Genomic DNA, 20,901 nt, shown 5'->3' on the forward strand with positions numbered 1-20,901 from the left:
TAACTAAAAGGTCATTATGTCTTCCGTCCCTTCATTGTTTGCTCGTCTAGGACAAAAATACAAACGACTACCTAAATATCAACGATATATAGGCATCACCTTATCTCTGTATTTAACATGGACCTTGTTACTCGGTCTACTGACTCCTTACCTTATTGTTCAACAAACGCCAAAACAGTTGTCTTCACTGTTAAATAGACCTGTAGCCTTAAAAGACGTGAGCATTAACCCATTTACATTAGCGGTTAAAATTGACGGTTTTAGCATAGCCGAGAAGGACAACAGCGCTTTCGTCGGTTTTGAACAATTAGCTTTTCAATACCAGTTTTGGCACTCTCTATTTGACTGGGGATTTAGCTTTACCGATGTCACCCTCGCTTCGCCTTATGCCAATGTGCGAAGAGTTGTAAGTAATGAGCCATTAAGGTTCAATTTTTCTGACATCATAGAGACCTTAAACGCTAACGCCACTGACACACAATCACAAGAAACTGAACAAACCAGTCAAGCCAGTCAAGCCATTCCTCATATTATGGTGACAAAACTTGCCATAGTTGATGCAGCGCTAGAACTGGCTGATGACGTCACCCAAAGCCAAGTTAGTTACCATAAAGTCAACCTCCATGTTAATGCGTTTGACTCACTCAACCCACTGGCCGTTAATGGCAAAGAGGACCCACAAAGGATCAACCATTACGATATTGAGTTTCACGGTAAGAATGGTGGAATGATAGCGCTAAAAGGGCAAGTACAACTGTCTCCGTTAGATGTGCGAGGCGATATTACATTGTCCGATATCGTATTACCCCAGTTTTGGAGCCTAGTAGCACAAGACTTTACTATTTCGTTAGATCAAGGTTATCTCGACTTTTCAACCGACTACCGCTTAGCAATAGACAACGAACAGCTTATTGCCAAAACTAACAGCGGTGAACTTACCTTGAAACAAATAGCAATTAACCATCAGCAGCGAGAAATAATGACGCTGGATGCGATTGCGCTTCATAACATCAACTTCGACCTAACGAATAAACAGGTAACCATCGATGCGTTAAGCTCGCAAAACTTATTACTCAATGCGCGCGTAGACAACGAGGGGCTTAATTTAGTTAGATTATTCACTCCTAAATCGATGCAATCATCAGCAGGTGCCGCCGCGACGCAGCCTACCGAACCTGCACTTATCGCTTCAGAAACGGTCACAGCGGTAGAGACGGCTCAAGCAGTCCCTACAACAGCAAATGACGATAAGTTAACTGCTAACCATCAAAGTGAACTAACAAGCACAAATACATCGACTAGTTTAGAGCCACAATGGAGCGCAAGATTAAATGCAATTGAGATAAGTGGATATCAACTCGCACTTAAAGAACAATTATTAAACGATGAAAACCAGTGGAATATTGGCGATATTAAACTCACTACAGGTAGTATTGATGCAGCGCTAAGTGCACCGATCGACTTTGAGTTAGCGCTTAGTCTTAATCAACAAGGTCAACTCGCCACCCGTGGCCAAATCGATGCTAAGAGCCAGAAAATACAAGCACAATTTACCCTGACTAAATTGGCGCTAAACCAGTTCCAGAACTTTCTCACCCCTTACCTTAACATCGATCTTGAGCAGGGATTGTTAAGCACCCAAGGCGAACTCGTCGCAGATGCTGAGGCACAGATGCGTGTAAACGCAGCCGTTCAAATCGATGAGCTATCGATAAGGGACAACTTACAGCAACAACCCCTATTAAAATGGCATAGCCTTGACATTAACCAAATGGAGTTTGATAAACAAACTAATGCATTGGTTATCGATCAAGTGACCCTAACTAAGCCCTTCGGACGTGTGTTAATTGCCGAAGATAGAAGCACTAACTTTCAAGGCTTAGTCAAAGATCTTGAGCCTCAGGCCGAAGCTACGCCAGCAGAAAAAGCGCAGCGAAGCATAGATGAAACGCCATCACCAATGGCACTATCGATAAACAATGTGATTATCAATGGCGGTTCAACATTCTTCGCCGATAAATCATTAACGCCTAACTTTGCCGCAAGTATTGAGCAGCTGTCAGGTAGCATCTCAAACTTGTCATCGAGCAGTAAAAAGGCCGCCGGTGTCGACATTAAAGGTAAAATAGACAGATATGCTCCGGTCACGCTCAAAGGAGAAATAAATCCTTTACTTGAGCAACCTTACTTAGATTTAGATCTTAGCTTTAAACATGTTGAGTTAACGTCGGTTAACCCCTACTCGGGCACCTATGCCGGTTACTACATCGACAAAGGCTTAATGTCTTTAGACCTTAACTATCAACTTGAGAACAATCAACTCGTAGGAGATAACCACCTCGTTGTCGATCAGCTACAACTAGGAAAAAGAAGTGAAAGCAGTTTAGCCACCTCCCTGCCGGTAACCTTGGCCATCGCATTATTACAAGACAGGAATGGCGTTATTGATCTCGGCTTACAAGTATCTGGCGATCTTAATGAACCAAGCTTCAGCTTTGGCAGCATCGTCATGACCGCATTTACCAATGTGATAACGAAAGCCGTGACAGCACCATTTAGTTTGTTAGCTGGGCTGCTGGGATCAGATGATGAATTAGACAAAGTCGCCTTTAATGTAGGCTCAGCGGCGCTCAATAAGGATAGTCAATCCTTACTCGATAAACTGGCAAAAGGCCTAAAAGACAGACCAAAACTGCGCCTTAGCGCAAAAGGAGCCGTCAACCTCACTGAAGATAGCCAAGCCTTAATGAGTGCGCAGTTACAGCAAAAGTTAGCACAAACGGCCAACCTGGATATAGCAGCCCTCCCAGCAGGACTCAGCCCAAGTACTTACCCAACATCAGGCGTATTATCTGATGCGCTAAAACGTCTTTACGAGACAGAACTTGGTCTACCCGCCGATGAGATAAAACAGCAGATTGAAACACGCCAAGAGCAAAAATTATCTGAAGACGATCTGTTAACACGTTGGCACATGACCTTATATAACTCACTATTGTCGCACCAAGATATTGGCGAATCGGCACTAGGTACACTTGCTCAGCAGCGGGCTGTCACCGTAAAACATTATCTTATTGAGCAAGCTAAGATTGAACCAGGAAGAATATTTGTCCTCGATAGCCAAGCGGATCTCAATACCAGCGCAAGCCAAGCACTATTGACCCTTAGTGCAGATTAGTATCAGTAGGAGCGAGCTAAGCCTCGCTCCTACTCTATCTTGCTCGCCTTTAGTTATCCACCAGCACTCGCTGACTTGTACTGATGGGTATGACTTATAATCCGTCAACATATACCCACACGACGCTTGCATTATTTCTAGCGTTTATCTGCCGCAAGTTAAAATCAAAACTTTGATCCTAGTCACGCTTAAGTTAAAATCACGCCCACTAAACCATATGAGGAAGTTGTTAATGTTTATTGTTCGTTGGGTATTAGGCCGCATCATCCTGTTTTTTAATTTTATTTTCGCTCCCAAAAAACGCCAACGTCCGATCACCGAACAGGTTAAGATCGATGAACAAACTCGCCAAATTCAACTATATCAATACCCAGCCTGCCCGTTTTGCGTCAAAGTACGCCGCGCGATTCGTCGTCAAGGATTAAACATCGCGACCGTTGATGCAAAAAAAGCAGAACATCAACAAACCCTCGTCGAACAAGGCGGTAAAGCCATGGTGCCTTGCCTACGTATCGAAGATAATGGCCAAGTTCAGTGGATGTATGAGTCATCAGATATCATTAACTACCTAAACCAGCGCTTCGCCTAACTAACAAAATGCGCGTTAATAAAGGCTATTAACGCGCATACTTACATCCTGTTGCTATTTATATCTCTTCAGAGCTTTTAATCAGAGCTTTGGCATCATCCCTTTCAATACGATATCGTGATAAGTTACCACGCCTAAAATTTTGCCCGCCTCTATCACTGGCGCCTTATTAATGCCAAAACGCTCAAATAATCTTGCGGTATAACGAATATCCATATCGGCATGAACCGACAGCACGGGCTTAATCATGATCTCATAAACATTTACTCGCTGGGGAGATTTGTCTTTAGCAAGCACCTTACGCGCGATATCACTCATGAGTACCATGCCATATTCGTCATGTTCATGACGCTTATTAACCAATAACATACTGACATCATGAGACACCGCTAATTGAATTGCTTCAGATACAGTATGCAGCCCATCGATCATGGCGTAATCATCGGTCATCACATCGCTATTTTTTATTGGCGTCGATGGTTTCATATTTGATCCTCAATCTCTTTGCTGAGTATTTCGACTTGATGAGCGATACCGACCGCATCTTCCACATCAATCTGAATCGCAATCCCTTGTCCGGGATTGGTTTCAAACTCACCCACCTTGCAGATAGTTTCTAAAATTGTCCGGCTCATATGCTCCTCAACCAACCATAAAATGACATCACGTTGAATATCGAGTCCGAGCCCCATAAAGGTTTTCTTTTTCTCTAAACCTTCACCTCGAGCATGATTAATTACCGTCGCGCCAGTGGCACCAGCCTCTCTTGCAGCATCAAGCACGACATCGGTGCAGGTTTCGTCGACAAACGCGACAATAAGTTTAAAGCGCATGTTATCGCTCCTTAGCGGATTTTCGCTTAATCATAAATTCAACTAACTGGGCATAACCCATCACAGTGATCATGGGAAATAAACTGGCAAAAGCAATCAAACCAAAGCCATCAATTAAGGGATCGCGGCCATCGACATTGGTGGCTAAACCTAAGCCAAGCGCCGCCACTAAAGGGACGGTGACGGTTGATGTCGTTACCCCCCCTGAATCATAAGCTAAGGGCACAATCATCTTTGGGGCATAAAAAGTTTGTATCACCACCAACACATAACCCGCCATAATGTAATAGTGAATGGGATCGCCAACCACAATGCGAAAGCAACCCAGTGCTATACCCACAGCAACCCCTATCGCGACAGAGATCCTTAATCCCTGTATACCTATGGTTCCCCCTGAAACTTCATTGGCCTTAATGGCAACGGCAATGAGCGAAGGCTCCGCGATGGTCGTACTAAAACCTATCGCTGCCGCAAAGATATAAACCCACAAATAGTCTTGCCAAACAAAAGGCGACATGTCGCCATCGGGGTGTAAGAAACTTGGTGAGGTCAGTTGGTTCGCCATGTCCTCACCGATTGGAAACAGTGCTAATTCCAATCCAACGAGAAAAAAAGTCAACCCCAAAATCACATAAATAAACCCGAGTAGCACTTTCTGCCAATGAACTATGGGACGCCTTAACACCCCAAGCTGAAAACCAAACAAAATAACGGCTATAGGCACAACGTCACGGGCAGTGAGCAATAAAGTGTTAAAGATATCACTGACCATATTCATTAGAGCACCGCCATGCCATAAAGTAGTACGAAGATCATTGGCGTTAAACTCGCAAAAGCAATTAATCCAAAACCATCGAGCATCGGATTACGCCCCTTAATAACAGTTGCCAGACCGACACCTAATGCGGTGACTAAGGGCACTGTGATCGTCGATGTGGTTACCCCGCCAGAGTCATATGCAATACCGATGATATTGTCGGGAGCAAAACTGGTGAGGATCATCACTAACACATAACCACCGATGATCAAATAGTGAATCGGCCAGCCTTTAAGTATTCTGATCACCCCAAGCAAAATAGCCAAACCAACCGATATCGCCACAGTTAATCTCAACCCCATAGCATAGCTATCCATCGCCTCAGTTGAATTAACGATGGCACCAGAACGAGCAGCCACCTCAGCGGCCTCATTCGCGACCGCGGTTAATGCGGGTTCAGCGAGTGTAGTACCAAAGCCTAATGAAAACGAAAACACCACCAACCAAAAAACACTGCCCTTTCGTGCTAATGCTTGTGCTAATGACTCGCCAATAGGAAACAAACCCATCTCTAAGCCAAATACAAAGAAAGTTAAACCAAAAACAATAAACAATAAACCGATTAGAATAGAGGCAAGATCAGCGGGCGCTTGTTGCAAGACGACAATTTCAAAAAATCCGACGACAAAAATAATGGGGAGCAGATCCCTAAAGCTACCTAGCAGCGAGGTCAAAAGCTTCATTATTGCCGACATTCTCTCTCCTAAGAATTGCACATTCCACACTCATTTTAGTTTGCCAACCCCCAACCAAATAACAACAACTAATTAACACCAACACGACTTAACGTGATTTATGTCAAATTGCCTGTCCTATACGAGCGGCAAACAGTCCGTTTGTTAACCTCGCAGCAATTACATTTAATAAGCGAGCGACTTATTGATGAATTCAAGATGCTCATACATAGTGCTCAATCTAATAGCCCTAATTTAAGCGCCTGTCTGTATAAAGGTGTGATCTATTGATGATATAGCCAGCCAATTACGTTATCCTCACTTATGCTAACCCAATCACACCAAGAAACTGCATCGAATGACTATAAAATCATGCCAATAAAAAATGTTGTTTTACTCTTTCTACTTGCCAACCTCACCACTGCGTGTGCGGGGAGTAAACCCGACGTCGATGACTTTACAATTAAAGTAGAAGACAGATTTCAAACCTCGATTAAAGGCGATGGTATCAAGCTGTTTACCTACAAGGTGAAGTACGCCCATTTACCGACGCTTGAACAACCTCATATGGCGCGTGTGAGAAAGTTAGAAAGAAAGAAGCGCGCTAGCAACAATTTATCCCAGTGGACACAGCAGATTGAGCTAGGACTAGATAAAACCATCAATATGACAGGGTATTGTCGTGAGGGCTATATCGAACTGAGCCGAATTGTCGAAGTTGGCCGAGGTGAGATCCGTGGTGAATGTAATGATGGGGCTTCAAAAGACGATATCAAAAAATTCGCCTCCTGAATATTGTCGGCACCTCTCCAGTCAGTTAGTGATTAAATACCCCATGCACCAAAAAATGTACGGTTTGTTCAATGACTTTAGCGTTATTCATCATCAAAGGATGAGTTACTGGCAGTGCGATATGATCCTTCATTCCCGCTAATTTAGTCCGTTCTACCGATACTTTACCATCATTAGGCTTAGGTAACATGGTAGACAAGAGTATATTGATACTGCGGGTCCCCGCAATAACACCGAGTTCAAAATTAACGTCTCCGAGGCGGTTAGGAACACTCATCGCTTCGGTCCCAAGTTGCATTCCTGCAGGGCCATTAATAAACCTAAATCCAGGCACATTATGCAATGTATCAACAACCTCGCTGCCTTGATTTGGAGGACCTAACATCACGACTCGCCCTAAATTGTCTATATGATGTTGACTCAAATATTGCCGCACTAAAATCCCGCCCATTGAATGAGTAACGAAATTAATTTTCCGCGCATCGCCACATAAAGATAACGCCTCAGCCACTGCGACGTCGGCAAGTGTCGCTATATCGTGTTTAGTTGATGGATAGGAATGATTGATACAGCGATAGCCCCGCTTTTCGAGTGCTAATGCCAACTTACGTAAAGAACGTTCACTGCGGGCTAGGCCATGAAGTAAAATCACATATTCTTGCATATTGGTATCAGCAGTAGAGCATTTCGTCATAAAAACGTCTTTGCGAGTAGTGACTAATATCTGCATTCTATCAAGCTTGATTCTAGAAAGGATACGAGAATTTCCTGAAAAATGCGCGGTAATACAACGATTAAAAGCAGGCACTAACTACAAAAAGTAACTACAACAAGAAGTGGCTCTAATAAGAAACAGATGTGGCACAAGCTAAGCTAGCACCACATCTGTCATTTCTATCGTGCTATTTTCGACTAGTTAACATCAAAGCGATCGAGCTCCATCACCTTATGCCATGCGGCAACAAAATCATGAATGAATTTATCTTTAGCATCTAAGCTGCCATAAACTTCAGCCAAGGCCCGGAGAACAGAATTGGAACCAAACACAAGATCAGCACGTGTCGCAGTCCATTTAAGCTTGCCGCTAGCGCGATCGATACCTTCAAACAGATCTTGGGCATCTGATGTCGATTGCCATTGAGTGTCCATGCTCAACAAATTAATGAAGAAATCATTAGTGAGCACGCCCGTGTTATCGGTAAACACACCATGTCTCGAGTCGCCAACATTGGTACCAAGTACGCGCATACCACCAATCAATACTGTCATCTCTGGAGCGGTCAGCGTTAACAACTGGGCTCTATCAAGCAGCAAAGCTTCAGCTGGCACACTGTATTTCGCTTTAACAAAGTTTCTAAAGCCATCGGCATAGGGCTCTAGTACATCAAATGACTCACTATCGGTTTGCGCTTCGCTGGCATCAACACGCCCTGGTGTAAAGGGTACGCTTATCTCAACACCGGCATTTTTTGCCGCGATTTCAACACCGACACCACCCCCCAATACAATAAGATCAGCCAATGACACTTGTTTATTACCGCTCTGCGCCTGATTAAATGCTTGCTGAATGTCAGCATAATGCTGAAGCACTTTAACAAGCTGATCAGGCTGATTCACCGGCCAACTATTTTGAGGGCTCAACCTTATTCTTGCACCATTGGCACCACCTCGCTTGTCGGAGCCTCTAAAGGTAGATGCAGAGGCCCAAGCGGTGGATACCAACTCAGATACTGTTAAGCCAGACTCGGCGATCTTAGATTTTAAGCTTGATACATCTTCCGCATCGATAATCTCATAATTAGCTTTAGGCAGAGGATCTTGCCAAATGAGATCTTCATCGGGCACTTCAGGCCCAAGGTAACGCGCTTTAGGCCCCATATCGCGATGGGTTAATTTAAACCAAGCACGAGCGAATGTATCGGCAAAGTATTCGGGGTCCTCAAGAAAACGCCTCGAGATCTTCTCATAAGCAGGATCTTCTCGAAGCGCTAAATCGGTCGTTAGCATCGTCGGAACCTTACGCTTACTCGCATCAAAGGCATCAGGGATCTCCCCTTGACCGGCACCATTGGTTGGCTGCCACTGATGAGCACCAGCGGGGCTCTTGGTTAACTCCCATTCGTAACCAAACAAGTTCTCGAAGAAATAGTGACTCCACTGCGTGGGCGTTTGCGTCCACGTCACTTCGAGTCCACTGGTAATAGCATCGCTGCCCTTACCACTGCCATAACTGCTTTTCCAGCCAAAACCCTGTGCTTCAATATCGGCCGCTTCAGGATCGGCTCCCACTAATGCGGCATCACCTGCACCATGGGTCTTACCAAAAGTGTGTCCCCCTGCGATAAGCGCCACGGTTTCTTCATCATTCATCGCCATTCTCGCGAAGGTTTCTCGAATATCTGCGGCCGCCGCTAATGGATCGGGTTTGCCATCGGGCCCTTCAGGGTTGACGTAGATAAGTCCCATCTGCACCGCGGCGAGAGGGTTTTCAAGCTCGCGATCACCTGAGTAGCGTTTATCACCTTCGAGCCAACTGTTTTCAGCGCCCCAATAGACATCATTTTCTGGTTCCCAAACATCCTCTCGACCACCAGCAAAACCAAAGGTTTTGAATCCCATTGATTCAAGCGCCACGTTGCCGGTTAAAATCATTAAGTCGGCCCAAGAGATTTTCTGACCATATTTCTGCTTAACAGGCCAGATAAGTCTGCGCGCCTTATCGAGGTTGCCATTGTCGGGCCAACTATTTAACGGCGCAAACCGTTGTTGCCCTGAGCCTGCACCACCACGTCCATCGCCAGTTCTATAGGTTCCCGCACTGTGCCACGCCATACGAATAAACAATGGACCATAGTGACCGAAATCGGCAGGCCACCAGGTTTGAGAATCTGTCATCAGTTGACGTAAATCTTGCTTTACTTCTTCTAAATTCAGACTCCTGAATGCCGCTGCATAATTGAAGTCTTTATCCATCGGATTTGATTTAGCAGAGTGTTGATGTAAAAGATCGACTCTGAGTTGATTTGGCCACCAATCTTTATTGGTTGTGCCGCTTCCTGCGCCGTGATGCATTGGGCATTTACTGTCAGACATCTTGCTATCTCCTTCCTGGTTAATAACAGGCTTGGTTTCCTATAAGGTCTATTAGTTATAGTTGCTTAACATCGCTTTATGCCAATGAAGCTTATCTATCACTAAGATAGCTTTTTCCGATTAGCCCTGTTTTGAATAGCGGTATAGCGAGTTACCGCTCATTCCCCTCCACAAATTAACGCCACAATCTCATGCTAGCCACTTATGTTAGTAACTCTGCAAAAAGGGCTATCGAGCAGATAGCTTACTCTGATGACTTAATAACTGAAAAACCGATAAGGTAGAGGGTATCAATCGCACCATAGATGTCGATGATCACTTTTTTAAGCTCTGATAGCGTCATATTTTCTTGCTGAGCGTGAACATCATTCAAATCGCTAAAAGCGAGCTTTTCAACCCGCTCAACCAGGACGTCGCAAAACCAGCGATGATCCTCAAATGTCGCTACATGTAGACGTTGCCCAGCAGTGAAATGAGACTCAGATTGATCTCTTAAGGTGATATTTTTAGCGCCAGTGAGAATATCGGCCTCGAAGCGCTGGAAAAAGGTGATCTCACCATCAATGGAATATGTCATAAATCCTCACGATTAAAATATTTGCCTATAGCCGCCTGCCTAAGATTAAGTTAAAATCCGCCTCCGGTTTACGCTATCTCGAAGCTAGGCCCTATTTTGAGTTAACTAAACACTTAGGTGGAGCGTATGAACAGAAAACAGAAAATCATCAAAAAGACGGCCAAGCGAGCTAAAGCACGTCTAAATAAGCACACTCCACCCAGTGTCAAAAAGTATGTCTCTAAAGGTGATCGCGCTAAAGAACTTGCTCGCGAGCAAGCTGAGATGGCAGCAAAAGCCAATGAATTAGCCAAAGAGCAACCGGCTGTTGATACTGATGTCGCTATAGAACCCCCTGCCACAGACGGCACAAATGACAAAAGCGACGCTTAATCGAATTTAAGTAAACGGGTCAAATACCTAAAGCTATTACAATATCGACTAACCAGATCAAATGCCGATGGGCGCCGCGAAGAGAAAGCTCATCCGACAACGCGCCCAACACGCAATTAAATCTACATCGCTTTGCTCTACAGATTACGAGTACTCAATCTCGTCACTCAGTCTTGTCGCTGGCCAACAACCAATTCGGTGGCTCTAGTACTTTCCTCACAATCTTGCTCTTCGCTGAGTTGCGCCATTTGTGCACAAGATGATGACAAAGGGTTAGAGCTAGAGACGCTAAGCTCCTCATTTAAATCGTCAAATTCATCTTTTTCGTAACTGGTAAAAAGCCTAGTACTCTGCACTTTATCCACCAAATGAAAGGCAGTCCACACCCCAAGAATACCGAAAACAATTGACCCCATGACTTGGCCAATCAATACCCCTTGAACACCGCCCCACTGAGCACCATAGTAAACAAAAGGAATCGTACCCAATGTGGCCTTACCCACATTAAACAAGGTTGAATACTTGGCTTTACCTAAGTTATTAAATGAGGCATTAGCGACAAACAGAGCCCCAGAAAACACAAAAAATACGGCAATATAACTACAGAAGAAGCGAATCAACTCTGCGCCATCCCCTTGCATGCCAAACACAACAACGATCTGCTCTTGTAATAGAAACAGCAGTAGCGAAAGCGATACCACATAGATCCCGCAAAAGAGCAGTGCTTTCATCAAGATCTCTTTTACCCGCTCAAATTCACGTGCACCAAAGTTTTGTCCAACGATAGGCCCAACCGCACCCGATAATGCAAATATCATCCCAAAGGCGACGGGAGTTAAGCGCCCTAGTACCGCCCATGCCGCAACATAACTATCACCAAAATCGGCAATGGCTCGGGTTACGACGGCATTACCAATCGGCGTGGCAATATTGGTCACCATGGCGGGACCTGCAATGGCAAAAATAGGTCGAATATCTTCTTTAAGCCATGACAGGTCGAATCGTCCGATCAAGTTATGCTTAATGAATACGCCTCTGGCAGCAACGATTAATACGGCAATACGCGCCAACACCGAAGCTAATGCTGCACCTTCGATCCCCATGGCCAGCAAAAAAATAAAAATAGGGTCAAACACTAAATTGACGCCACCACCAATAAGGGTTGAGACCATCGACAGTTTTGCATCACCCACCGCACGTAGTGCAGCGCCCAACGCCATGGCTAAGCAGATGAGCGGCATCGAGGGCACCAAGATATAAAGATAATCCGCAGCAAGATCGGCCGTATGACCAGTGGCTCCAACAAGGGCCAACAATTCGGGAATAAAGATGGTCACAATAATAGCGACAAGGACTGCAACCAACAGGGTAACAACCGCACTATTGAGCAATAACCGCTTAGCGAGTTCAAACTGTTTCGCCCCTATCGCCCGTGAAACCAACGCGCCTAAAGCGATAGATAAACCAATGCCGATTGATGTAGTAAAAAATGAAATGGTACCGGCATAGCCAACTGCTGCAGCGAGTTCCTGCTCACCTAACATGCTTAAGAAAAATATGTCGATAAGATCAACGACAAACAGCGCGGATATGCCAATGGCAGCCGTAGAGCTCATCACCAGAATATGGCGCATGATGGAGCCTTCGACAAACTTAGCTTTGGTCATCTTGGTCCTTACGCGATTGAGGGAAATAACACTGTCTGACTACAAGTCCTTCTCAAGTTCGCCGCCACACTTATCACAATAGAGAGCTTCGACCTCATGCCCCATTTTTAAACAGTTGCTGCAACGTCTTAGGTCTTTCTTGCGCACAATTTCTTGTGATATCTCAGCGGTTAAAATACCTGTTGGGATGGCAATAATGGAGTAACCAATTAACATGGTCAGCGCTGCTATCGCTTGTCCCAATGTGGTTTGCGGCGTGATATCTCCATAGCCGACGGTCGTAATTGTCACAATGGTCCAGTAAATAGACTTTGGCATTGAAGTAAAACCATGTTCAGGCCCTTCAACGACATACATAACGGCACTCAATACCATCACGATAAGGCTCACTGAAAAGAAAAACAGAAATACCTTGCGACTGGACTGCATCATAGCGCGCAATAAAATATTACCCTCACTAAGATAACGCAGCAGTTTTAATACCCTAAAAATACGAAACAAGCGTAATACTCTGATCACTAAGGTAAAGCTCGCGCCAGGGAACACCAACGCCAAATAGCTAGGTAAGATGGAGAGCAGATCGACTACGCCATAAAAACTGCGCGCATATTTCACGGGTTGTGCAGAACAGTACAACCTGAGTAGGTACTCAAGGGTAAATATCCCAGTAAAAAACCACTCAACAATGCGGATCAAGTCGCCATACTGGCTATGCACACTGTCTATAGTATCGAGAAACACCAAGGAAACGCTGAGCACAATACAGACTATCAGGGCTAAATCGAAATAGCGGCCCGCCTTAGTCTCTGTACCAAAAATGACCTGTCGCAGTTTTAATCTCAATGTATCGTCGTTCGCATCCATCGAAAAGTATAATCCTTATGAAGAGTTAGCGTGTTTAGGCTGCTTATACTGATTGGTACCATAATAGAGAATCTAATAAACCGATCCAGCTTAATCTAAAATTAAGGTATGATGAATATCCAAGTAACACTTTATTTTAGCTAGATATGATGATGCAGATATTATTTAAACCACTCCTGCTGATAATTTTACTTTTAAGCACAAGCCTCACGTGGGCCGCTTCCAACGTGCAACACTCTCCCCAAAGTAGCAGTCATAGTGATATTGGCAAGGTTGATCTTGTGGTTGTAGATAAATCAAACGCCAGCATGATGTTAATGCGCAAAGGTAAAGTTCTCCGCCGCTATAAAATTGCCATGGGTGATAGGCCTACAGGCCATAAACAACAAGAGGGAGATCAACGCACTCCCGAAGGACGTTACATTCTCGACTATAAAAAGTCGGATAGCGCATACTACCGCGCAATTCATATCTCCTACCCCAATGAGGAAGATAGGTTAAGAGCCGAGGCCCTTGGCATCGATCCTGGAGGGCAAATAATGATCCACGGCCAAAACCCTAACTCCTCGCTCACCCCAGATGAAGCACAAGAGTTTAATTGGACCGATGGCTGCATTGCCCTTAAAAATAATGAAATCGATGAGCTTTGGCGCGCCGTTGATATGGGGACACCTATTGAGATATGGCCCTAACCGCTTCAACCTAAATACATTATAACCATCAATAATTCATTAATACGCTCACGAGTAACCAACATGGCCAATTGCACTATCACATCGAATCAAGAGCCATCGAATCAACTGACAGGCAAACAACTTGAACATTCTTGGCCAGCATTTAGCAAACAGATCTTAGACTTCATGGCTACGCTCAATCTCGACACGCTCAAGCTCAATTGTGATCATGTCGCCCTGAGAGTCAACTCGGTTGCTGCGGCTGATAACTTATCCGACTATTTTGCCAAGCAAGGCACCATTATCTCTAACAACATGATCAATGGCCGCCCTATTCTAATTATTGAATTAGATACACCAATGCAATTAGGCGAGATGCTCATTGAGTGCGTCGAACTGCCCTATCCCAGTGACAAGCCTTACCCAGTTGAAGGATGGGAGCATATTGAACTCGTATTGCCTAGCGAAGCGCAAACCTGTGAGCAACTGCAGCAGGCGCTTGTGTCTGTCGCTCCACAGCTTAGGCCCATTATTGCGGGAGATACAGCAATAAAAATCAAGCAGAGTTCTCCCAAGGGAGAACATGAACGTCTAGCCAACCCCACGATCGCCTTTAAACGCGATAACCTCTGCATAAAAGTACATTCTCACGGCATCAAGGAGGTCATTGCCTCGGAAGCTAAATAACCTAAGCCGCGAATGATAGCGTTATTTTAAACAGGGTTAGCGATGACCGATGACAGATAAAACGAACATCATTAGTCCTCAATCTTCTCGATATAGAGAATGACTTCACCGACCTTGAAACCAAACTTAGTCATTTCTGTTTTATTAAACAGGCGTTTTTCATCGAGGAGAAACATCCAATCATCTAGGGTGACTCGATAGGTGTCGCCATCGACAACTATGTCCAAATCATATTGCCAAAATAACGCTGAGCCTTTGGTGTTGCCTGTGGCAATGCCAATAACATCGTCCGCTTGCCCCTGATATTGATTGTCAGCAACTTTATTGAGTCGCCAAATTCGAGTCGACTTTTCACCGTCATCAAACAAAAACCATTCTTTAATTTCACCTTTGTCGCCATCCCAGCTCGCAATAAGGTCAACATCAAAACGGCGCAGTAACTTGCCAGACCTATCTAGCACGATGCCATAAGCCTTTAACTTGCCATCAAAAAACTGCTCTAACTTAAGTTCTGGGGTGGTGTTACCGTAGTCATCTAAACTCGCTGAACCACATCCGCCGAGTAAGAAGAACAATAGGATAAAGGTAAATTTTCTCATTGGGTTAACCCTAACAATTGTTTTCTAAGCCTTGGCTCAGAGGTGTTTTCCGAAAGCCATATAGACAAGAAAGCATTACCGAAACGTGGATCGTCAATAACACCGATCAACTCATCATCAAAGTAGAAATGACTCACACTGTCTTGGGTCACTAACAGAGTTAATACGTCCCCAGGAGCGACATCGGGCCAAATTTTTGCAAGCGGTGTTAACCACAGCTCAATCTCAGCGGCATCATAACCAAGCTGCTGCCACTGCTCACCAGTCGCATCGATAAGCGCTTGTTTGTCGATCTCTTTGTAATACTCAATTCTAAGCGCTTTAGGCTTCATCTCGGTTACATCAAAAGGAATATCACTGGCAAACAGCTCGGCGCGATATAAGGTCCAAAACAGGTAGTTCATCTCACCAGCACCGACCTTTTGCAATTGATTCAAAGGTGAAGCATAAGCATTGGCGCTGAAAAGCAACACAATTAGCCATCGGTACATGTCACACCTCATCTTATTGGGTTAGAAAGCTGCAACTGTCGATGACAAATGACAAAAATAGGCATCAACAATGACCACACCAGCATCAGCGATAACACTAGCCAAATATCAGACCAAACAGCCTTTAAGCTACCAAATTGAATACCAGCCCAATAACTACTTGCGCCACCGACAGCACCGAATAACGATGCGACAAGCAAACTGCGCTCAGTGAGCCACTTTAAGCTATGATTCAAACTGATAATGAAAATGCACCACAACAGCAGCAACCAAACCGGAAAGCCTTGATTAACACTCTCGAAACCGCCCACCTCAAGCTGTAGCTTATCGACGGCGATCCCGATTGGCACCAAGAGCAATACCTTCATATCTTGTTTACGAGTAGGCGATAATCCAAAGTGAATTGCGATTAATCCAGCCATGATTATTGCAGCATACTGAGGCAATAATGCCGCAGAAAACCAGCACAGCTGAAATAGCAATAGATTAATAATCCAAAATAGTTTCATCAGCCTGTCCCATAAAGCGGGGCTTTCTAGCCACGATATGATGAGTACTGATCACCCGCTCTTTAAATGCCCCTTCACAGTAACAAAAATAAAATAACCACAGGCGCTTAAACTCTTCGCTGTAGCCAAGTTTAACCAACTCAGGCCAACGCTTTTCAAAGGCTTGTCGCCAATCATGTAAGGTTCTAGCGTAATGCAACCCGATATCATCGATATCGCTGATGACCATATCGGTTTGCTCACTTAAATGTGTACTCATTACCGCAACAGAGGGTAAGCAGCCTCCAGGAAAGATATATTTCTGAATAAAATCGACGCTCTTGCGATACTTCTCATAACGCGCATCGGCAATGGTGATCGCTTGAATCAGCATCTTTCCATCAGCCTTAAGCAATCCCGAACAAGTTTTAAAGAAAGTACTGAGATACTCATGGCCAACAGCCTCTATCATCTCAATCGATACCAGCTTGTCGTATTGACCCTCGAGTAAACGATAATCCTTTTTAAGCAGGGTAATTTTGTCGCTCAAGCCAGCTTGCTCTATGCGCGATTTGGCAAACGCATACTGCGCATCTGAAATCGTGGTAGTGGTCACGTGGCAACCATAATTTTGTGCCATATAGACAGCCAATCCGCCCCAGCCAGTACCTATCTCAACGACATTATCAGTACTTTTAAGTTCGAGTTTTTCACAGATCGTGCGCATCTTGTTTTGCTGGGCATCACTTAGATTAGTCGCAGCATCGCTATAAACCGCGCAGGAATAAAGCATGCTGGAGTCGAGAAAGCGTTCATACAGATCATTGCCGATATCATAATGAGCCAAGATATTACGTTTTGAACCTTGCTCAGTATTGATGTTTTTACGTCTTAAGAAGACGTTTTTAATTTTTGACAACCATGCCATCTTGCTCTCTATTGCATCGAGTTTAGACTGGTTTCTGGCCATGACTTGAATCAATGCGGTTAAATTCGGACTGGTCCATTTGCCATCGAGAAACGCTTCTGCCGCACCTATGCTCCCGCCCTGAATAACATCTTTAAAAAAGCTCGCATCATGTATCACTATTTGTCCACAAAGGGTGGCGTTTCTATCACCCAGCACACTGTGATTGTCGCCTTCGATAAGCTCAATACAGGCATCATTAAGCTGGGATAATAACTTGATAATCAAGGTGCGATATTTGCTATTCGCACCATGGATTAGCGAATGTTCACGAGGGCTAAGCGTCTGATTTTGTTTTACAAGCTGTTCCATTTTAACCTCGCTAATTAGACAATACTGTCTTTTTATATTTTTGAATCCGATTCAGGGTGCGGGACAAAAGGCACCCGTTTCAAATATAACTTCAATGCTTGCCAATAAATCCCCGCGACCATTTTGATGGTCATTGCGGGAGTGGCGAATAATGTTTTTAGTAACCCTTTTGCACTTAATGCGCGTTTAGATAAAGCTAAGGTCGCATCAAATACTTTTTCCGTTTTATGGTTCTCAATATGCACCATGGCCTTGTTAGACGGTGGCGTGATACGCCAATGGTAGGTCATATCCATCTCCATAAATGGCGATACATGAAACGCCTTCTTAACCGTCAATTCGCCATCCAAACGCAACAGATAATAGTGACGTTGTTGCCAAGGGGTATTACTCACCTCGGCTAACATATACTTGCACTCTTGCTGTTGGTCATAGCAGAAGTAGAAGTTAATCGGACTGAAATAAATCCCCAAGCACCGACATTGAGCCAGCATGAGTACACGTCCAGATTGCTGCCAATCACCACCTAATTGCCTGACTTTCTCACCAATACGCTGCTTGAGGCTGCCAGGTTCATTTTTTAAGTAATCTTTTTCATTAAAACGAATAGGGTTAAACCAACTGTGACCAAATAATCGGCTGCGGCTAAGCAGTACAGGCAATTCATCGAGATCGAGACCCATCATATACATCTGATAACGAAAGGCATGGGGAATTGCGCCAAAACGACGATGGCGAACTTGTCCGTGATAGATACCACTTTTTTCTATAGCATTAGATGCTTGAATGGGAGGATGGCTCATAGAGTGAGCCCAAATCGATTAGTGACATCGAGTGCGCTACGCACCCCATCCTCATGGAATCCATTATACCAATAAGCACCAACAAAATGGGTTCCTCTTTGACCGCAGATCAATGAGCGCTGTTTCTGCGCCGCTACACTGGCATCGTTTAAGACCGGGTGATGATAGACAAAGCTACGTAACACTTTCTCTGGCGCTATCTCATCACTTTGATTCAAGGTAACGCAGAAAGTCGTGTCACTTTTTATCCCTTGGAGTATGTTCATATTGTAGGTGACGCAAGAGGGACGACTAAAATTATCATCCAACATATAATTCCAACTTGCCCACGCTAGAGGACGTTTAGGCAATAAGCTAATATCGGTGTGCAGCACTACCTCATTGCGGCTGTATGGAATACCACCTAACACTGCTTTTTCATTTTCAGTTGCATCGCCAAGTAGCGCTAACGCTTGGTCTGAATGACAAGCAAATATCACCTCGTCAAAGACTAACCCATCTCCATTGGCGAGCTTAACTACGACGCCCTCATCAGTTCGAATGACAGAGTCAATGTTAGACTCAGTCAATATCGGTTTTGACAACTGTGACAAGATAGCATCGACATACACTCTTGATCCCCCAGGGACAACTTGCCACTGAGGACGATCGCTAATATTGAGCAAACCGTGGTTATAAAAGAACTGAATAAAAAACTTCAGCTCAAATTGGCGCATTTCGGCAAGACTCGTCGACCAAATCGCTGCGCCCATAGGGAGAATGTAATGCTGACAGAAAAACTCAGAGAAACCATGCTCCTCCAAAAAATCACCAAGTGTATGACCTGCAATGATATTTTTTTCATGAAATGCTTGTTTACATAGCTTATTGAATTTAAGGATCTGCTGGATCAGCCCCCAAAACTGCGGCCGAAAAATATTTCTGCGTTGAGCAAATAGCGAGTTTATCCCGTGACCATTATATTCAAATCCAGTTTGTCGATTATGGACACTAAAGCTCATCTCCGTTGGTTGCCCAACAATGCCCAACATATCCAGTAGGCGATTAAAATGAGGGTAGGTTCTATCGTTAAATACAATAAAGCCAGTATCAATGGCATAGGTTTGGTTTTGATGAGTAATATCGACTGTAGCGGTGTGACCACCGACATAGTTATTTTTCTCAAACACGGTAACGTCATACTGCTTGTCTAGAAGATAAGCGCAGGTTAATCCAGAAATACCCGACCCAATTACAGCTATCCGCTTCATGCCTAGTTCATCCTTATCGCTAAGCGGCGCCACAAAGAAAATGGCAGCCAACTTAAACATTTCATCAAAAATATAAAGACCCCTGGAAAGCTAATATCGCGCTTTCCCTTAGCGATCCCTTGAATAATCTTCTGCGCCGCTTGCTCAGACGAGACAATCATCGGCATGGCAAAGGTATTGCGTGACGTTAACGGTGTATCGACAAAACCCGGATGCACACAACTTACCTCTATACCATCCTTAGCCAGATCGATTGATAGCGTCTGGGCTAAATAACTCAATGCCGCCTTTGAAGCGCCGTAAGCCTCCGCTCTTGGTAAGGCCAATAACTGCGCACTCGAACTAATTAACACCAGTCGACCACCGCACTGCACCGATTTAAGCCAAGCATCAAGAGCATAACCTATTGAAATTAAGTTGATATTAATTACTCTTTCGAAGAGTTTTGCATCAAAATTAATGGCATCATCGATGTATTCGCAGTCCCCCGCATTCAAAATAAGCAGATCGAGTTTACCCATACTGTTAGGCAGCGGCGGGTAGGAATCAAACTGAGTTAAATCAAAACATAAGGTTAAAATGTTGCCTTGACGCTCTGCTAATGCATCAAGTTTTTGCTGACTACGGCCACAGGCAATAACATTATGGCCCGCTTTGGCGTAGGCGAGAGCAAGCGCTTGACCAATGCCCGATGTGGCTCCGGTGATCATGATATTCATTTTAGTATTCATCACTTGGCCGCTCGACGTTTAATTGCGCTAACGATGCTACCCAACACAGGGATGTGTTCATATAGCATGGCACCAACATCAAGATAGTCTCGGTGATAAACCACCTTATTATCCTTGGAATGTAAGCGAGAATGCCCCTGTACTGAGATAGGAGCTCCGCCATTGAGCTGCTTGTGGCGAAATGTCATGGTCCAATAAACGGCGGCTTCACGCTCAGCTTCCAAGATATGATCTATCACAAAGTCGCAGCTGAGAAGCTGCTGATAAAGATGTGAAAAGTAGTCAAGCAGTGCCGCTATCCCATGAACTCGATGTATGGGATCGACAAACTCAATATCTGGATGGTATATCTTCTCCAGCGACATCAAATTATCGGTCGATAACTCACTGTATACGGCGATAAAATTTTGTAACCACAATGCTTGCGCCATAATCGATAAACC

At 44.4% G+C, this 20,901-nt stretch carries 23 protein-coding genes; 6 read left to right on the forward strand and 17 right to left on the reverse strand.

Features of this window, described 5'->3' with window-relative positions; all coding sequences use genetic code 11:
• Positions 1 to 16 precede the first annotated feature (16 nt).
• Entirely contained in the window at positions 17 to 3,178 is a 3,162-nt protein-coding gene (locus tag K0I62_RS12210) for a DUF748 domain-containing protein (protein ID WP_220068396.1), read from the forward strand.
• 232 nt (positions 3,179 to 3,410) lie between these two features.
• On the forward strand, positions 3,411 to 3,767 hold the full coding sequence (locus tag K0I62_RS12215; protein WP_220068397.1) for a glutathione S-transferase N-terminal domain-containing protein: 357 nt from the start codon (positions 3,411 to 3,413) through the stop codon (positions 3,765 to 3,767).
• An 81-nt stretch (positions 3,768 to 3,848) separates the two neighbouring features.
• Here K0I62_RS12215 and K0I62_RS12220 read toward each other — a convergent pair whose 3' ends face one another.
• The 4 genes from K0I62_RS12220 to K0I62_RS12235 are packed head-to-tail and all read right to left on the reverse strand — an operon-like array spanning position 3,849 to position 6,112.
• Complete coding sequence (locus K0I62_RS12220; RefSeq protein ID WP_220068398.1) at positions 3,849 to 4,253, reverse strand: CBS domain-containing protein; 405 nt, start codon at positions 4,251 to 4,253, stop codon at positions 3,849 to 3,851.
• Complete coding sequence (locus tag K0I62_RS12225) at positions 4,250 to 4,600, reverse strand: P-II family nitrogen regulator (protein ID WP_220061297.1); 351 nt, start codon at positions 4,598 to 4,600, stop codon at positions 4,250 to 4,252. The genes K0I62_RS12220 and K0I62_RS12225 overlap by 4 nt, the downstream gene beginning before the upstream one ends.
• Before the next feature lies 1 nt (position 4,601).
• Positions 4,602 to 5,378: a DUF1538 domain-containing protein gene (locus K0I62_RS12230; protein WP_220068399.1), complete on the reverse strand. Its 777-nt coding sequence runs from the start codon at positions 5,376 to 5,378 to the stop codon at positions 4,602 to 4,604.
• A complete protein-coding gene (locus K0I62_RS12235) occupies positions 5,378 to 6,112 on the reverse strand; it encodes a DUF1538 domain-containing protein (protein ID WP_220068400.1) in 735 nt (244 codons plus the stop codon). The genes K0I62_RS12230 and K0I62_RS12235 overlap by 1 nt, the downstream gene beginning before the upstream one ends.
• Positions 6,113 to 6,463: 351 nt before the next feature.
• Between K0I62_RS12235 and K0I62_RS12240 the strand changes: the two genes are divergently transcribed.
• Positions 6,464 to 6,883 (forward strand): hypothetical protein, encoded by a 420-nt coding sequence (locus tag K0I62_RS12240; RefSeq protein WP_220068401.1) that lies wholly within the window; start codon positions 6,464 to 6,466, stop codon positions 6,881 to 6,883.
• Between the two features lie 25 nt (positions 6,884 to 6,908).
• Here K0I62_RS12240 and K0I62_RS12245 read toward each other — a convergent pair whose 3' ends face one another.
• The 3 genes from K0I62_RS12245 to yqfB form a co-directional block, all read right to left on the reverse strand.
• On the reverse strand, positions 6,909 to 7,577 hold the full coding sequence (locus K0I62_RS12245) for an esterase/lipase family protein (RefSeq protein WP_220068402.1): 669 nt from the start codon (positions 7,575 to 7,577) through the stop codon (positions 6,909 to 6,911).
• A gap of 218 nt (positions 7,578 to 7,795) precedes the next feature.
• A complete protein-coding gene (gene katG / locus K0I62_RS12250) occupies positions 7,796 to 9,976 on the reverse strand; it encodes a catalase/peroxidase HPI (protein ID WP_220068403.1) in 2,181 nt (726 codons plus the stop codon).
• Positions 9,977 to 10,220: 244 nt separating this feature from the next.
• On the reverse strand, positions 10,221 to 10,553 hold the full coding sequence (gene yqfB, locus K0I62_RS12255; RefSeq protein ID WP_220068404.1) for a N(4)-acetylcytidine aminohydrolase: 333 nt from the start codon (positions 10,551 to 10,553) through the stop codon (positions 10,221 to 10,223).
• A 126-nt stretch (positions 10,554 to 10,679) separates the two neighbouring features.
• On the opposite strand from yqfB, the gene K0I62_RS12260 reads away from it, so the two are divergent.
• Positions 10,680 to 10,925, forward strand: coding sequence for a DUF2986 domain-containing protein (locus K0I62_RS12260; protein ID WP_220068405.1), 246 nt, complete (start codon positions 10,680 to 10,682; stop codon positions 10,923 to 10,925).
• A 167-nt stretch (positions 10,926 to 11,092) separates the two neighbouring features.
• Here K0I62_RS12260 and K0I62_RS12265 read toward each other — a convergent pair whose 3' ends face one another.
• On the reverse strand, positions 11,093 to 12,592 hold the full coding sequence (locus K0I62_RS12265) for an MATE family efflux transporter (protein WP_220068406.1): 1,500 nt from the start codon (positions 12,590 to 12,592) through the stop codon (positions 11,093 to 11,095).
• 39 nt (positions 12,593 to 12,631) lie between these two features.
• Positions 12,632 to 13,456: an ion transporter gene (locus K0I62_RS12270; RefSeq protein WP_220068407.1), complete on the reverse strand. Its 825-nt coding sequence runs from the start codon at positions 13,454 to 13,456 to the stop codon at positions 12,632 to 12,634.
• 149 nt (positions 13,457 to 13,605) lie between these two features.
• On the opposite strand from K0I62_RS12270, the gene K0I62_RS12275 reads away from it, so the two are divergent.
• A complete protein-coding gene (locus tag K0I62_RS12275) occupies positions 13,606 to 14,148 on the forward strand; it encodes a L,D-transpeptidase family protein (RefSeq protein ID WP_434086850.1) in 543 nt (180 codons plus the stop codon).
• A gap of 63 nt (positions 14,149 to 14,211) precedes the next feature.
• Positions 14,212 to 14,817 carry a VOC family protein gene (locus K0I62_RS12280; protein ID WP_220068409.1) on the forward strand — a complete coding sequence of 202 codons (606 nt, stop codon included), beginning with the start codon at positions 14,212 to 14,214 and terminating at the stop codon, positions 14,815 to 14,817.
• 71 nt (positions 14,818 to 14,888) lie between these two features.
• Here K0I62_RS12280 and K0I62_RS12285 read toward each other — a convergent pair whose 3' ends face one another.
• Genes K0I62_RS12285 through K0I62_RS12320 form a run of 8 tightly spaced genes read right to left on the reverse strand, consistent with a single transcriptional unit; the run spans position 14,889 to position 20,889 of the window.
• Positions 14,889 to 15,416 carry a DUF3833 domain-containing protein gene (locus tag K0I62_RS12285; RefSeq protein WP_220068410.1) on the reverse strand — a complete coding sequence of 176 codons (528 nt, stop codon included), beginning with the start codon at positions 15,414 to 15,416 and terminating at the stop codon, positions 14,889 to 14,891.
• Entirely contained in the window at positions 15,413 to 15,907 is a 495-nt protein-coding gene (locus K0I62_RS12290) for a chalcone isomerase family protein (protein ID WP_220068411.1), read from the reverse strand. Before K0I62_RS12290 ends, K0I62_RS12285 begins: the two co-directional genes overlap by 4 nt.
• Positions 15,908 to 15,915: 8 nt before the next feature.
• A complete protein-coding gene (locus K0I62_RS12295; RefSeq protein ID WP_220068412.1) occupies positions 15,916 to 16,416 on the reverse strand; it encodes a DUF2878 domain-containing protein in 501 nt (166 codons plus the stop codon).
• The gene (locus tag K0I62_RS12300) at positions 16,394 to 17,674 is read right to left on the reverse strand and encodes an SAM-dependent methyltransferase (RefSeq protein WP_220068413.1); all 1,281 of its coding nucleotides are present in this window, start codon (positions 17,672 to 17,674) and stop codon (positions 16,394 to 16,396) included. Before K0I62_RS12300 ends, K0I62_RS12295 begins: the two co-directional genes overlap by 23 nt.
• Positions 17,675 to 17,706: 32 nt before the next feature.
• Entirely contained in the window at positions 17,707 to 18,477 is a 771-nt protein-coding gene (locus K0I62_RS12305) for a DUF1365 domain-containing protein (RefSeq protein WP_220068414.1), read from the reverse strand.
• Positions 18,474 to 19,727 carry an NAD(P)/FAD-dependent oxidoreductase gene (locus K0I62_RS12310; protein WP_220068415.1) on the reverse strand — a complete coding sequence of 418 codons (1,254 nt, stop codon included), beginning with the start codon at positions 19,725 to 19,727 and terminating at the stop codon, positions 18,474 to 18,476. Before K0I62_RS12310 ends, K0I62_RS12305 begins: the two co-directional genes overlap by 4 nt.
• A 2-nt stretch (positions 19,728 to 19,729) precedes the next feature.
• Complete coding sequence (locus K0I62_RS12315; RefSeq protein ID WP_220068416.1) at positions 19,730 to 20,446, reverse strand: SDR family NAD(P)-dependent oxidoreductase; 717 nt, start codon at positions 20,444 to 20,446, stop codon at positions 19,730 to 19,732.
• A gap of 11 nt (positions 20,447 to 20,457) precedes the next feature.
• Positions 20,458 to 20,889, reverse strand: a complete 432-nt coding sequence (locus K0I62_RS12320) for a nuclear transport factor 2 family protein (protein ID WP_220068417.1) — start codon at positions 20,887 to 20,889, stop codon at positions 20,458 to 20,460.
• Positions 20,890 to 20,901 lie beyond the last annotated feature (12 nt).

It is taken from the genome of Shewanella psychrotolerans (genome assembly GCF_019457595.1).
Classification (GTDB): domain Bacteria; phylum Pseudomonadota; class Gammaproteobacteria; order Enterobacterales; family Shewanellaceae; genus Shewanella; species Shewanella psychrotolerans.